Annotated in this window: 4 protein-coding genes; all 4 read left to right on the top strand. The window is 44.0% G+C overall.

The features are described 5' to 3' along the window. The 4 genes from pstA to LB076_RS04535 all read left to right on the top strand — a co-directional run bounded on the left by pstA (position 1) and on the right by LB076_RS04535 (position 17,268). Entirely contained in the window at positions 1 to 879 is an 879-nt protein-coding gene (gene pstA, locus LB076_RS04520; protein WP_066333361.1) for a phosphate ABC transporter permease PstA, read from the top strand. Position 880: 1 nt separating this feature from the next. Continuing rightward, positions 881 to 1,633, top strand: coding sequence for a phosphate ABC transporter ATP-binding protein PstB (gene pstB, locus LB076_RS04525; RefSeq protein ID WP_066333363.1), 753 nt, complete (start codon positions 881 to 883; stop codon positions 1,631 to 1,633). A 57-nt stretch (positions 1,634 to 1,690) separates the two neighbouring features. Next, positions 1,691 to 2,359: a phosphate signaling complex protein PhoU gene (phoU, locus tag LB076_RS04530; RefSeq protein WP_066333364.1), complete on the top strand. Its 669-nt coding sequence runs from the start codon at positions 1,691 to 1,693 to the stop codon at positions 2,357 to 2,359. Positions 2,360 to 2,910: 551 nt separating this feature from the next. Then, the gene (locus LB076_RS04535) at positions 2,911 to 17,268 is read left to right on the top strand and encodes a choice-of-anchor L domain-containing protein (RefSeq protein ID WP_070786671.1); all 14,358 of its coding nucleotides are present in this window, start codon (positions 2,911 to 2,913) and stop codon (positions 17,266 to 17,268) included. Positions 17,269 to 17,290 lie beyond the last annotated feature (22 nt).

The raw sequence follows: 17,290 nt of genomic DNA on the forward strand, positions 1-17,290 counted from the left end.
ATGAGCGTAAATAATAATTTAGCAAAGAAAAAAGAAAGAAATCAGAATATTGCTTTTGGAATATTTAGACTTACCAGTTATGCCATTGTAGCACTCTTGTTTGTAATTTTAGCTTTTATAGTAATAAAAGGAATTGGCGTAATTAGTTGGGAGTTTATATCCGAAATGCCTAAAAACGGAATGACCGAAGGAGGTATTTTTCCGGCAATAGTAGGGACACTTTGTTTGGTTTTGGTGAGTATGGTTTTTGCATTTCCAGTAGGCGTTTTGGCCGCTATTTATATGAATGAATATGTAAAAGATGGGATATTCAAAAAAATAATCAAACAAATGACAAACAATCTTGCTGGGGTGCCGTCCATTGTTTTTGGACTTTTTGGAATGTCTTTGTTTGTAAATAAAATGGGCTTTGGAGATTCGATACTAGCAGGAGGATTAACACTAGGATTATTAGTGTTGCCAATTGTGATCCGAACCACAGAAGAATCCTTAAAATCGGTTGACGATACCTTCAGACAGGCCAGTTTAGGTCTGGGTGCCAGTAAGTGGGAGACTACAAGCAAAGTAGTTTTTCCTATAGCCTTCCCTAATGTTATTACCGGATTGATACTGTCAATAGGTAGAGTTTCCGGCGAAACGGCACCAATTTTGTTTACAGTGGCAGCATACTTTTTGCCTAAATTACCAACTTCAATATTTGATCAAGCAATGGCTTTGCCGTACCACCTATATGTAATATCTACAAGTGGTACCAATATTGAAGCCTCTAGAGCTATGGCATACGGAACCGCATTGGTATTAATTATAATTGTATTAATTTCTAACATATTAGCGAATGCACTTCGTAAATATTATGGAAAAAAAGTAAAAATGAATTAACATGCATAAAATAGAATCTAAAAATATAAATTTCAACTACGGAGATTTTCAGGCTTTACATGATATTTCAATAGCAATGAAAGAAAATACCGTAACGGCATTAATTGGACCTTCAGGATGTGGTAAGTCTACTTACTTAAGGCTGCTTAACCGGATGAATGATCTGATTGATAATACACACATGACCGGAAGCATTCTTATTGATGGTCAAGATATATACGAAAAACACACCAATGTAGATGATTTGCGCAAAAACGTAGGTATGGTGTTTCAGAAACCCAATCCTTTTCCTAAAACTATTTTTGAAAACGTAGCCTATGGTTTAAAAGTGAACGGGATTACAGACAAAAAAATAATAGAGGAAAGAGTTTATACTTCCATCGAGCAAGTAGCACTCTGGGACGAAGTTAAAGACAAGCTTAAAAAATCTGCATTCGAATTATCAGGCGGACAACAACAAAGACTTTGCATTGCGCGTGCGTTAGCTATACAGCCTTCGGTTTTACTAATGGACGAGCCAACATCTGCTCTAGATCCTATTTCTACTTCCAAAATAGAAGAGCTTATTTATGAGTTAAAAAACAAATACACTATAGTGATTGTAACACATAACATGCAACAAGCTGGGCGAGTTAGTGACAATACTGCATTTTTTTATATGGGTAAACTAATAGAGTATGATAAAACCAAAACAATATTTACAAAACCAGCTATAAAACAAACAGAAGATTATATAACAGGTAGGTTTGGTTAAGATTGATTTTGATTTTAGTTCAAAATCCTATATCTTTAATCTTTTAAATATTAAAAAATGGCAACACACTTAGATCTTGAGCTCGAAAAGCTTAAAAATATCATTATAAAAATAGAAAACTTAGCAGATTCACAAGTTAGTGAAGCTATTAAGTCCTTGCTTTTTGAACCTGTTTCAGAGAGTAAAGAATTAAGGAAAACAGAAACTAAAATTGATAAGTTAGATCTTAAGATAGATAGTATTTGTCAGAATGTTTTTGCTTTGCAACAACCCGTTGCTTCAGATTTACGGTTTATCATGTCGGCCATGCAAATCAGCAATGAGATTGAAAGAATAGGGGATTTATCTTTAAGTATTATCAAACTGACCAAAAGCATCAAAGAAAAACATGAATTAATAACTAAATTTGATGTGGAGGCAATTGCCAGAGAAGTGGGCGAGATTACGGTGAAAACCAATCTTTGTTTTGAAAATTTAGATGCGTTATTAATTGAAGAAATTTTTAATTACAATACCAGTATCAAGCAGAAAAGCGAAGAGGCAATTGATAACATTATTGCTGAGATGAAAGATAATTCTAAAACTGTAGTGTCTGGGACGTATTTAATACTGGCTCTTAAGGATATCCAGCGTATATCGGATCATTGTACCAATATTGCAGAATCGGTTTATTTTATTATAAATGCCAAAACGATCAAACACGAGAAATCTTCGGACAAAAAATAAGATATAGTTACCAAAATCTAACAGAATTATATTGTTTACAAAAGTCTTTAATTTATAATTATATAAATTAAAGACTTTTTTGTCTATAGAAACAAAACTTTAAACCATAATTACAGCAATTTGGTCGAAAAAAAAATAGATCCAAGTATTATAATTGTAATTTAATAAGAGGATAAAAAGATTTTAATTAGAAAATAGTCCTCCAGTAAGGTTGCTTTGTCGTTTATAAATGTTTTTAATCGATTTCTTAAAGCAGAGTTACTCTTTTTAATAGGTTATTACTTGATTTTAATTAGATTTGTATTATATCTATTACTCAAATAGTTAAATGCTTGTTTAATTTGCAATAAAAATCTCTGGGTAATTTTTTTTAAAAATTCATTTCTTTCTATATTGTAGTTGTTTTGATTGCAAATTATATTAGTGTAATGTTTAGATTGCTGTTTTTTTAGAGGATATAGAATAACGCATTATTGGGTTTTGCTGTTAAGAAGTAGGAAACAACTTATTTTTATAATAAATTTATAATAAATCATTAAATCGTAAGTGTCATGAAAATAAAATTACTATCAACTATAATAAAACTATTTTGTATAGGTTTTATTTTTAATTATGCGGACTTAAATGCGCAGGTTTCATTTACCTCAAACCCTTCTAATGCGCAGTTAAACGCAGTAATGTCAGGGCCAGGCATAACTCTAACCGGAGGTGTTCTAACTGGAGGAGCTACTGAAACCAGTATTAGAGCGAACCAGGTTGCTGCTTTTACTAATGGTATTGTTGGTGCAGGGTTGCAGATTTTTGATGGGGGATATTTTTCTACCGGAAGAGCATCTTTTGAGCTTACTAGCAAAAATACAGCTACGACTTCGAGTTACGATAATCCTACTGGAGGAGTAAATCCTACAGATGTGGATCTTTCTTCAATTGATCCAGGCGCTACAAATGATCTAGTGTCTTATGTTTTTACGGTTACTTTAGGTCCGTCTATCTATGGACTGGAAGTGATTTATCAATTTGGTTCAGAGGAGTATCCAGACTATGTAGGAAGTAGCTATAATGATGCTTTTGGGTTTTTTATCTCTGGACCAGGAATTGTTGGAAATAAAAACCTTGCTGTTTTGCCAAATGGTAATGCAACTTCAATAAATAAAGTTAATGCTGGTTTTCCAGGTGCTTCAGGAAATCCACCTATTGCAAGTTTCGATGGGTCACAATCTGGCTTGTATATAAATAATGGACATACTACAGCTATGACTGGAGGAGCTTTCAATACAAATACAAACCCTGGCCCGTCCCCTATACATGTAGAATTTAACGGGATTACTAAATTAATAAAATCATCAATTCTTAACCTTGTGCCTGGCGGTACGTATGCCTTTAAAATTGTAATTGCTGACTCAGGAGATTCTACTTATGACTCTGGAGTATTTATAGACCAATTAAAAGGTTTGTCTTTAACGGATCTTGCTATTGTGAAAACAGTATCTAATTCCTCTCCCAATGTAGGGGATAATGTTACTTTCAATCTAACGGCTTCAAATTCAGGGCCTAGTTTAGGATCTGGAATAGTTGTTAATGATTTATTACCTTCAGGCTATACTTTTGTAAGTGCAACACCTTCTGCAGGAAGTTATGCCAGTGGCACTGGAGTTTGGTCAGTTGGAACTTTAGCTAGTGGCTCAAATGCAACTTTGAGCATAGTTGCCACGGTAAAAGCTACAGGTTCTTATACTAATACAGCAACAATAACTAGTCCTGATTCCGATCCAACGCCTGGAAATAATACTTCTACGGTAACGCCTGTTCCGGTTCCAAAATCCAATATTTCAGTTGTTAAGACGGTAAACAATGCTACGCCAGATGTTGGTAACAATGTTGTTTTTACGATTGTTGCTAGTAATGCAGGACCGAGTGCTGCAACCTCTGTGGTTGTTAATGATTTGTTGCCATCAGGATATACTTATGTAAGTTCCACAGTAAGTACAGGTACTTATAATAGTGCTACAGGAGTTTGGGCAGTAGGTAACTTGGCTACTGGTGCTTCTCAAACCTTAACTGTTACTGCGTTGGTAAAAGCAACAGGAAGCTACGCTAATATTGCAAATATTACTGCCAGCGAATCCGATCCAACGCCTGGAAATAATACTTCTACGGTAACGCCTGTTCCGGTTCCAAAATCCAATATTTCAGTTGTTAAGACGGTAAACAATGCTACGCCAGATGTTGGTAACAATGTTGTTTTTACGATTGTTGCTAGTAATGCAGGACCGAGTGCTGCAACCTCTGTGGTTGTTAATGATTTGTTGCCATCAGGATATACTTATGTAAGTTCCACAGTAAGTACAGGTACTTATAATAGTGCTACAGGAGTTTGGGCAGTAGGTAACTTGGCTACTGGTGCTTCTCAAACCTTAACTGTTACTGCGTTGGTAAAAGCAACAGGTAGCTACGCTAATATTGCAAATATTACTGCCAGCGAATCCGACCCAACGCCTGGAAATAATACCTCTACGGTAACGCCTGTTCCGATAAATGTATTAATCGCGGTTGACGACAGCTTCGGAACACCTTTAGTACCACTAGCATCAAGCAACACAGCCGTTCCAGCAGGAAGCGTACTTTTGGGCGATACCTTAAATGGCGTAGCAGTGACAAGCGCAACTACCGATGTGACGCCAGTTACTACAGGAAATATCTTAATCGATGTAGACGGAAACGTTACCATCGCAGCCAATACCCCAACGGGAAGTTACCCAGTAACGTACACGATTTGCGAGAGTGGGGTAAGCCCAGCGAATTGTAGCAGTGCTACGGTAACGGTAGAAGTAGTTGGAAAACTAATTGCGGTTGACGACAGCTTCGGAACACCTTTAGTACCACTAGCATCAAGCAACACAGCCGTTCCAGCAGGAAGCGTACTTTTGGGCGATACCTTAAATGGCGTAGCAGTGACAAGCGCAACTACCGATGTGACGCCAGTTACTACAGGAAATATCTTAATCGATGTAGACGGAAACGTTACCATCGCAGCCAATACCCCAACGGGAAGTTACCCAGTAACGTACACGATTTGCGAGAGCGGGGTAAGCCCAGCGAATTGTAGCAGTGCTACGGTAACGGTAGCAGTAGTTGGAAAACTAATTGCGGTTGACGACAGCTTCGGAACACCTTTAGTACCACTAGCATCAAGCAACACAGCTGTTCCAGCAGGAAGCGTTCTTTTGGGTGATACCTTAAATGGCGTAGCAGTGACAAGCGCAACTACCGATGTGACGCCAGTTACTACAGGAAATATCTTAATCGATGTAGACGGAAACGTTACCATCGCAGCCAATACCCCAACGGGAAGTTACCCAGTAATGTACACGATTTGCGAGAGCGGGGTTAGCCCAGCGAATTGTAGCAGTGCTACGGTAACGGTAGAAGTAGTTGGAAAACTAATCGCGGTTGACGATAGCCTTGGAACACCTTTAGTACCACTAGCATCAAGCAACACAGCTGTTCCAGCAGGAAGCGTTCTTTTGGGTGATACCTTAAATGGCGTAGCAGTGACAAGCGCAACTACCGATGTGACGCCAGTTACTACAGGAAATATCTTAATCGATGTAGACGGAAACGTTACCATCGCAGCCAATACCCCAACGGGAAGCTACCCAGTAACGTACACGATTTGCGAGAGCGGGGTTAGCCCAGCGAATTGTAGCAGTGCTACGGTAACGGTAGCAGTAGTTGGAAAACTAATTGCGGTTGACGACAGCTTCGGAACACCTTTAGTACCACTAGCATCAAGCAACACAGCTGTTCCAGCAGGAAGCGTTCTTTTGGGTGATACCTTAAATGGCGTAGCAGTGACAAGCGCAACTACCGATGTGACGCCAGTTACTACAGGAAATATCTTAATCGATGTAGACGGAAACGTTACCATCGCAGCCAATACCCCAACGGGAAGCTACCCAGTAACGTACACGATTTGCGAGAGTGGGGTAAGCCCAGCGAATTGTAGCAGTGCTACGGTAACGGTAGAAGTAGTTGGAAAACTAATCGCGGTTGACGACAGCTTCGGAACACCTTTAGTACCACTAGCATCAAGCAACACAGCTGTTCCAGCAGGAAGCGTACTTTTGGGCGATACCTTAAATGGCGTAGCAGTGACAAGCGCAACTACCGATGTGACGCCAGTTACTACAGGAAATATCTTAATTGATGTAGACGGAAACGTTACCATCGCAGCCAATACCCCAACGGGAAGCTACCCAGTAACGTACACGATTTGCGAGAGTGGGGTAAGCCCAGCGAATTGTAGCAGTGCTACGGTAACGGTAGAAGTAGTTGGAAAACTAATTGCGGTTGACGATAGCCTTGGAACACCTTTAGTACCACTAGCATCAAGCAACACAGCCGTTCCAGCAGGAAGCGTTCTTTTGGGTGATACCTTAAATGGCGTAGCAGTGACAAGCGCAACTACCGATGTGACGCCAGTTACTACAGGAAATATCTTAATCGATGTAGACGGAAACGTTACCATCGCAGCCAATACCCCAACGGGAAGCTACCCAGTAACGTACACGATTTGCGAGAGTGGGGTAAGCCCAGCGAATTGTAGCAGTGCTACGGTAACGGTAGAAGTAGTTGGAAAACTAATTGCGGTTGACGACAGCTTCGGAACACCTTTAGTACCACTAGCATCAAGCAACACAGCCGTTCCAGCAGGAAGCGTACTTTTGGGCGATACCTTAAATGGCGTAGCAGTGACAAGCGCAACTACCGATGTGACGCCAGTTACTACAGGAAATATCTTAATTGATGTAGACGGAAACGTTACCATCGCAGCCAATACCCCAACGGGAAGTTACCCAGTAACGTACACGATTTGCGAGAGCGGGGTAAGCCCAGCGAATTGTAGCAGTGCTACGGTAACGGTAGAAGTAGTTGGAAAACTAATTGCGGTTGACGATAGCCTTGGAACACCTTTAGTACCACTAGCATCAAGCAACACAGCCGTTCCAGCAGGAAGCGTACTTTTGGGCGATACCTTAAATGGCGTAGCAGTGACAAGCGCAACTACCGATGTGACGCCAGTTACTACAGGAAATATCTTAATTGATGTAGACGGAAACGTTACCATCGCAGCCAATACCCCAACGGGAAGCTACCCAGTAACGTACACGATTTGCGAGAGTGGGGTAAGCCCAGCGAATTGTAGCAGTGCTACGGTAACGGTAGAAGTAGTTGGAAAACTAATTGCGGTTGACGACAGCTTCGGAACACCTTTAGTACCACTAGCATCAAGCAACACAGCTGTTCCAGCAGGAAGCGTACTTTTGGGCGATACCTTAAATGGCGTAGCAGTGACAAGCGCAACTACCGATGTGACGCCAGTTACTACAGGAAATATCTTAATTGATGTAGACGGAAACGTTACCATCGCAGCCAATACCCCAACGGGAAGTTACCCAGTAACGTACACGATTTGCGAGAGCGGGGTAAGCCCAGCGAATTGTAGCAGTGCTACGGTAACGGTAGAAGTAGTTGGAAAACTAATTGCGGTTGACGACAGCTTCGGAACACCTTTAGTACCACTAGCATCAAGCAACACAGCTGTTCCAGCAGGAAGCGTACTTTTGGGCGATACCTTAAATGGCGTAGCAGTGACAAGCGCAACTACCGATGTGACGCCAGTTACTACAGGAAATATCTTAATCGATGTAGACGGAAACGTTACCATCGCAGCCAATACCCCAACGGGAAGTTACCCAGTAACGTACACGATTTGCGAGAGCGGGGTAAGCCCAGCGAATTGTAGCAGTGCTACGGTAACGGTAGAAGTAGTTGGAAAACTAATTGCGGTTGACGACAGCTTCGGAACACCTTTAGTACCACTAGCATCAAGCAACACAGCCGTTCCAGCAGGAAGCGTACTTTTGGGCGATACCTTAAATGGCGTAGCAGTGACAAGCGCAACTACCGATGTGACGCCAGTTACTACAGGAAATATCTTAATCGATGTAGACGGAAACGTTACCATCGCAGCCAATACCCCAACGGGAAGTTACCCAGTAACGTACACGATTTGCGAGAGTGGGGTTAGCCCAGCGAATTGTAGCAGTGCTACGGTAACGGTAGAAGTAGTTGGAAAACTAATTGCGGTTGACGACAGCTTCGGAACACCTTTAGTACCACTAGCATCAAGCAACACAGCTGTTCCAGCAGGAAGCGTACTTTTGGGCGATACCTTAAATGGCGTAGCAGTGACAAGCGCAACTACCGATGTGACGCCAGTTACTACAGGAAATATCTTAATCGATGTAGACGGAAACGTTACCATCGCAGCCAATACCCCAACGGGAAGTTACCCAGTAACGTACACGATTTGCGAGAGCGGGGTAAGCCCAGCGAATTGTAGCAGTGCTACGGTAACGGTAGCAGTAGTTGGAAAACTAATTGCGGTTGACGACAGCTTCGGAACACCTTTAGTACCACTAGCATCAAGCAACACAGCCGTTCCAGCAGGAAGCGTACTTTTGGGCGATACCTTAAATGGCGTAGCAGTGACAAGCGCAACTACCGATGTGACGCCAGTTACTACAGGAAATATCTTAATCGATGTAGACGGAAACGTTACCATCGCAGCCAATACCCCAACGGGAAGTTACCCAGTAACGTACACGATTTGCGAGAGCGGGGTAAGCCCAGCGAATTGTAGCAGTGCTACGGTAACGGTAGAAGTAGTTGGAAAACTAATTGCGGTTGACGACAGCTTCGGAACACCTTTAGTACCACTAGCATCAAGCAACACAGCTGTTCCAGCAGGAAGCGTACTTTTGGGCGATACCTTAAATGGCGTAGCAGTGACAAGCGCAACTACCGATGTGACGCCAGTTACTACAGGAAATATCTTAATCGATGTAGACGGAAACGTTACCATCGCAGCCAATACCCCAACGGGAAGTTACCCAGTAATGTACACGATTTGCGAGAGCGGGGTAAGCCCAGCGAATTGTAGCAGTGCTACGGTAACGGTAGAAGTAGTTGGAAAACTAATCGCGGTTGACGATAGCTTCGGAACACCTTTAGTACCACTAGCATCAAGCAACACAGCCGTTCCAGCAGGAAGCGTTCTTTTGGGCGATACCTTAAATGGCGTAGCAGTGACAAGCGCAACTACCGATGTGACGCCAGTTACTACAGGAAATATCTTAATCGATGTAGACGGAAACGTTACCATCGCAGCCAATACCCCAACGGGAAGTTACCCAGTAACGTACACGATTTGCGAGAGTGGGGTAAGCCCAGCGAATTGTAGCAGTGCTACGGTAACGGTAGAAGTAGTTGGAAAACTAATCGCGGTTGACGACAGCTTCGGAACACCTTTAGTACCACTAGCATCAAGCAATACAGCTGTTCCAGCAGGAAGCGTTCTTTTGGGCGATACCTTAAATGGCGTAGCAGTGACAAGCGCAACTACCGATGTGACGCCAGTTACTACAGGAAATATCTTAATCGATGTAGACGGAAACGTTACCATCGCAGCCAATACCCCAACGGGAAGTTACCCAGTAACGTACACGATTTGCGAGAGTGGGGTAAGCCCAGCGAATTGTAGCAGTGCTACGGTAACGGTAGAAGTAGTTGGAAAACTAATCGCGGTTGACGACAGCTTCGGAACACCTTTAGTACCACTAGCATCAAGCAACACAGCCGTTCCAGCAGGAAGCGTACTTTTGGGCGATACCTTAAATGGCGTAGCAGTGACAAGCGCAACTACCGATGTGACGCCAGTTACTACAGGAAATATCTTAATCGATGTAGACGGAAACGTTACCATCGCAGCCAATACCCCAACGGGAAGTTACCCAGTAACGTACACGATTTGCGAGAGCGGGGTAAGCCCAGCGAATTGTAGCAGTGCTACGGTAACGGTAGAAGTAGTTGGAAAACTAATCGCGGTTGACGACAGCTTCGGAACACCTTTAGTACCACTAGCATCAAGCAACACAGCCGTTCCAGCAGGAAGCGTACTTTTGGGCGATACCTTAAATGGCGTAGCAGTGACAAGCGCAACTACCGATGTGACGCCAGTTACTACAGGAAATATCTTAATCGATGTAGACGGAAACGTTACCATCGCAGCCAATACCCCAACGGGAAGTTACCCAGTAATGTACACGATTTGCGAGAGTGGGGTAAGCCCAGCGAATTGTAGCAGTGCTACGGTAACGGTAGAAGTAGTTGGAAAACTAATCGCGGTTGACGACAGCTTCGGAACACCTTTAGTACCACTAGCATCAAGCAACACAGCCGTTCCAGCAGGAAGCGTACTTTTGGGCGATACCTTAAATGGCGTAGCAGTGACAAGCGCAACTACCGATGTGACGCCAGTTACTACAGGAAATATCTTAATCGATGTAGACGGAAACGTTACCATCGCAGCCAATACCCCAACGGGAAGTTACCCAGTAACGTACACGATTTGCGAGAGTGGGGTAAGCCCAGCGAATTGTAGCAGTGCTACGGTAACGGTAGAAGTAGTTGGAAAACTAATCGCGGTTGACGACAGCTTCGGAACACCTTTAGTACCACTAGCATCAAGCAATACAGCTGTTCCAGCAGGAAGCGTTCTTTTGGGCGATACCTTAAATGGCGTAGCAGTGACAAGCGCAACTACCGATGTGACGCCAGTTACTACAGGAAATATCTTAATCGATGTAGACGGAAACGTTACCATCGCAGCCAATACCCCAACGGGAAGTTACCCAGTAACGTACACGATTTGCGAGAGTGGGGTAAGCCCAGCGAATTGTAGCAGTGCTACGGTAACGGTAGAAGTAGTTGGAAAACTAATCGCGGTTGACGACAGCTTCGGAACACCTTTAGTACCACTAGCATCAAGCAACACAGCCGTTCCAGCAGGAAGCGTACTTTTGGGCGATACCTTAAATGGCGTAGCAGTGACAAGCGCAACTACCGATGTGACGCCAGTTACTACAGGAAATATCTTAATCGATGTAGACGGAAACGTTACCATCGCAGCCAATACCCCAACGGGAAGTTACCCAGTAACGTACACGATTTGCGAGAGTGGGGTAAGCCCAGCGAATTGTAGCAGTGCTACGGTAACGGTAGCAGTAGTTGGAAAACTAATCGCGGTTGATGATAGCCTTGGAACACCTTTAGTACCACTAGCATCAAGCAACACAGCCGTTCCAGCAGGAAGCGTACTTTTGGGCGATACCTTAAATGGCGTAGCAGTGACAAGCGCAACTACCGATGTGACGCCAGTTACTACAGGAAATATCTTAATTGATGTAGACGGAAACGTTACCATCGCAGCCAATACCCCAACGGGAAGTTACCCAGTAACGTACACGATTTGCGAGAGCGGGGTAAGCCCAGCGAATTGTAGCAGTGCTACGGTAACGGTAGAAGTAGTTGGAAAACTAATCGCGGTTGACGATAGCTTCGGAACACCTTTAGTACCACTAGCATCAAGCAACACAGCTGTTCCAGCAGGAAGCGTACTTTTGGGCGATACCTTAAATGGCGTAGCAGTGACAAGCGCAACTACCGATGTGACGCCAGTTACTACAGGAAATATCTTAATCGATGTAGACGGAAACGTTACCATCGCAGCCAATACCCCAACGGGAAGTTACCCAGTAACGTACACGATTTGCGAGAGCGGGGTAAGCCCAGCGAATTGTAGCAGTGCTACGGTAACGGTAGAAGTAGTTGGAAAACTAATCGCGGTTGATGATAGCCTCGGAACACCTTTAGTACCACTAGCATCAAGCAACACAGCCGTTCCAGCAGGAAGCGTACTTTTGGGCGATACCTTAAATGGCGTAGCAGTGACAAGCGCAACTACCGATGTGACGCCAGTTACTACAGGAAATATCTTAATCGATGTAGACGGAAACGTTACCATCGCAGCCAATACCCCAACGGGAAGTTACCCAGTAACGTACACGATTTGCGAGAGTGGGGTAAGCCCAGCGAATTGTAGCAGTGCTACGGTAACGGTAGAAGTAGTTGGAAAACTAATCGCGGTTGACGACAGCTTCGGAACACCTTTAGTACCACTAGCATCAAGCAACACAGCCGTTCCAGCAGGAAGCGTACTTTTGGGCGATACCTTAAATGGCGTAGCAGTGACAAGCGCAACTACCGATGTGACGCCAGTTACTACAGGAAATATCTTAATCGATGTAGACGGAAACGTTACCATCGCAGCCAATACCCCAACGGGAAGTTACCCAGTAACGTACACGATTTGCGAGAGTGGGGTAAGCCCAGCGAATTGTAGCAGTGCTACGGTAACGGTAGCAGTAGTTGGAAAACTAATCGCGGTTGATGATAGCCTTGGAACACCTTTAGTACCACTAGCATCAAGCAACACAGCCGTTCCAGCAGGAAGCGTACTTTTGGGCGATACCTTAAATGGCGTAGCAGTGACAAGCGCAACTACCGATGTGACGCCAGTTACTACAGGAAATATCTTAATTGATGTAGACGGAAACGTTACCATCGCAGCCAATACCCCAACGGGAAGTTACCCAGTAACGTACACGATTTGCGAGAGCGGGGTAAGCCCAGCGAATTGTAGCAGTGCTACGGTAACGGTAGAAGTAGTTGGAAAACTAATCGCGGTTGACGATAGCTTCGGAACACCTTTAGTACCACTAGCATCAAGCAACACAGCTGTTCCAGCAGGAAGCGTACTTTTGGGCGATACCTTAAATGGCGTAGCAGTGACAAGCGCAACTACCGATGTGACGCCAGTTACTACAGGAAATATCTTAATTGATGTAGACGGAAACGTTACCATCGCAGCCAATACCCCAACGGGAAGTTACCCAGTAACGTACACGATTTGCGAGAGCGGGGTAAGCCCAGCGAATTGTAGCAGTGCTACGGTAACGGTAGAAGTAGTTGGAAAACTAATCGCGGTTGATGATAGCCTTGGAACACCTTTAGTACCACTAGCATCAAGCAACACAGCTGTTCCAGCAGGAAGCGTACTTTTGGGCGATACCTTAAATGGCGTAGCAGTGACAAGCGCAACTACCGATGTGACGCCAGTTACTACAGGAAATATCTTAATCGATGTAGACGGAAACGTTACCATCGCAGCCAATACCCCAACGGGAAGTTACCCAGTAACGTACACGATTTGCGAGAGTGGGGTAAGCCCAGCGAATTGTAGCAGTGCTACGGTAACGGTAGCAGTAGTTGGAAAACTAATCGCGGTTGATGATAGCCTTGGAACACCTTTAGTACCACTAGCATCAAGCAACACAGCCGTTCCAGCAGGAAGCGTACTTTTGGGCGATACCTTAAATGGCGTAGCAGTGACAAGCGCAACTACCGATGTGACGCCAGTTACTACAGGAAATATCTTAATTGATGTAGACGGAAACGTTACCATCGCAGCCAATACCCCAACGGGAAGTTACCCAGTAACGTACACGATTTGCGAGAGCGGGGTAAGCCCAGCGAATTGTAGCAGTGCTACGGTAACGGTAGAAGTAGTTGGAAAACTAATCGCGGTTGACGATAGCTTCGGAACACCTTTAGTACCACTAGCATCAAGCAACACAGCTGTTCCAGCAGGAAGCGTACTTTTGGGCGATACCTTAAATGGCGTAGCAGTGACAAGCGCAACTACCGATGTGACGCCAGTTACTACAGGAAATATCTTAATCGATGTAGACGGAAACGTTACCATCGCAGCCAATACCCCAACGGGAAGTTACCCAGTAACGTACACGATTTGCGAGAGCGGGGTAAGCCCAGCGAATTGTAGCAGTGCTACGGTAACGGTAGAAGTAGTTGGAAAACTAATCGCGGTTGACGATAGCTTCGGAACACCTTTAGTACCACTAGCATCAAGCAACACAGCTGTTCCAGCAGGAAGCGTACTTTTGGGCGATACCTTAAATGGCGTAGCAGTGACAAGCGCAACTACCGATGTGACGCCAGTTACTACAGGAAATATCTTAATTGATGTAGACGGAAACGTTACCATCGCAGCCAATACCCCAACGGGAAGTTACCCAGTAACGTACACGATTTGCGAGAGTGGGGTAAGCCCAGCGAATTGTAGCAGTGCTACGGTAACGGTAGAAGTAGTTGGAAAACTAATCGCGGTTGACGACAGCTTCGGAACACCTTTAGTACCACTAGCATCAAGCAACACAGCCGTTCCAGCAGGAAGCGTTCTTTTGGGCGATACCTTAAATGGCGTAGCAGTGACAAGCGCAACTACCGATGTGACGCCAGTTACTACAGGAAATATCTTAATCGATGTAGACGGAAACGTTACCATCGCAGCCAATACCCCAACGGGAAGCTACCCAGTAACGTACACGATTTGCGAGAGTGGGGTAAGCCCAGCGAATTGTAGCAGTGCTACGGTAACGGTAGAAGTAGTTGGAAAACTAATCGCGGTTGACGATAGCTTCGGAACACCTTTAGTACCACTAGCATCAAGCAACACAGCCGTTCCAGCAGGAAGCGTACTTTTGGGCGATACCTTAAATGGCGTAGCAGTGACAAGCGCAACTACCGATGTGACGCCAGTTACTACAGGAAATATCTTAATCGATGTAGACGGAAACGTTACCATCGCAGCCAATACCCCAACGGGAAGTTACCCAGTAACGTACACGATTTGCGAGAGTGGGGTAAGCCCAGCGAATTGTAGCAGTGCTACGGTAACGGTAGAAGTAGTTGGAAAACTAATCGCGGTTGACGACAGCTTCGGAACACCTTTAGTACCACTAGCATCAAGCAACACAGCCGTTCCAGCAGGAAGCGTACTTTTGGGCGATACCTTAAATGGCGTAGCAGTGACAAGCGCAACTACCGATGTGACGCCAGTTACTACAGGAAATATCTTAATCGATGTAGACGGAAACGTTACCATCGCAGCCAATACCCCAACGGGAAGTTACCCAGTAATGTACACGATTTGCGAGAGTGGGGTAAGCCCAGCGAATTGTAGCAGTGCTACGGTAACGGTAGAAGTAGTTGGAAAACTAATCGCGGTTGACGACAGCTTCGGAACACCTTTAGTACCACTAGCATCAAGCAACACAGCCGTTCCAGCAGGAAGCGTACTTTTGGGCGATACCTTAAATGGCGTAGCAGTGACAAGCGCAACTACCGATGTGACGCCAGTTACTACAGGAAATATCTTAATCGATGTAGACGGAAACGTTACCATCGCAGCCAATACCCCAACGGGAAGTTACCCAGTAACGTACACGATTTGCGAGAGTGGGGTAAGCCCAGCGAATTGTAGCAGTGCTACGGTAACGGTAGAAGTAGTTGGAAAACTAATCGCGGTTGACGACAGCTTCGGAACACCTTTAGTACCACTAGCATCAAGCAACACAGCCGTTCCAGCAGGAAGCGTTCTTTTGGGCGATACCTTAAATGGCGTAGCAGTGACAAGCGCAACTACCGATGTGACGCCAGTTACTACAGGAAATATCTTAATCGATGTAGACGGAAACGTTACCATCGCAGCCAATACCCCAACGGGAAGCTACCCAGTAACGTACACGATTTGCGAGAGTGGGGTAAGCCCAGCGAATTGTAGCAGTGCTACGGTAACGGTAGAAGTAGTTGGAAAACTAATCGCGGTTGACGACAGCTTCGGAACACCTTTAGTACCACTAGCATCAAGCAACACAGCCGTTCCAGCAGGAAGCGTACTTTTGGGCGATACCTTAAATGGCGTAGCAGTGACAAGCGCAACTACCGATGTGACGCCAGTTACTACAGGAAATATCTTAATCGATGTAGACGGAAACGTTACCATCGCAGCCAATACCCCAACGGGAAGTTACCCAGTAACGTACACGATTTGCGAGAGCGGGGTAAGCCCAGCGAATTGTAGCAGTGCTACGGTAACGGTAGAAGTAGTTGGAAAACTAATCGCGGTTGACGATATTGTAAATACCCCGATAAGTGGTGTATTAGGTGGAGATACAGGTATTAATGTTTTGGGTAATGATCTACTAAATAATAGTGTTTTAAACCCGTTAAGTATTACATTAATTCCGGTTAATAATGGTCCATTGACTGTAAATTCCGACGGAAGTTTATTTATAGACGCAAATACTCCAGCGGGTAATTACACAGTAAGTTATACTATTTGTGAAGTATTAAATACGGCTAATTGTTCTCAAGCAACTATTTCTATAATTGTACAAGAACTTCCTAGTATTTCATTGATCAAGCGTGCTATTTTCGAAGACAATAATGGCGATGGTTTTGCTCAAGCAGGCGAGACGGTTCGTTATAGTTTTGAGATCAAGAACACGGGTAATGTGGTTTTATCGTCTGTATTTGTTACAGATAATTTAGCAGGTCTTGTTTTATCTGGTAACCCTATTGCAAGTTTAAATCCTGGAGAAGTAAACACTAGCTCGTACAGTGCGGTATACAGTTTACAGCAATCGGATATTAATTTAGGCAAGGTTGTTAACCAAGCATTGGTTAGTGGAACAAGTCCAGATGCAGTAGTAGTTACCGATTTATCGGATGATTCTAGTGAGTTAGGAGATCAAGCTACCGTGCTGGGTATAAAAGGCTGTGAGATAGAAGTCTTTAATGCAGTTGCACCAAACGGAAATGGAGACAACAAAGTCTTTAGAGTACGTGGTTTAGAATGTTATGTAGACAATAGCGTAGAGATCTACAACCGTTGGGGCGTATTGGTATTTGAGGCGCAAGGCTATAATAATACCGATAAAGCTTTTAGAGGTAGATCTGAAGGAAGAGTTACTGTAAAAACATCCGAAGAATTACCAGAAGGTACTTATTATTATATTTTGAGATACAAAGATGGAGGATCCGTTTTGCAGGAGAAATCAGGATATTTATATATAAACAGATAATTAACCATACTATAAAAAACAA

The sequence above is a fragment of the Flavobacterium crassostreae genome (assembly GCF_001831475.1).
GTDB lineage: Bacteria > Bacteroidota > Bacteroidia > Flavobacteriales > Flavobacteriaceae > Flavobacterium > Flavobacterium crassostreae.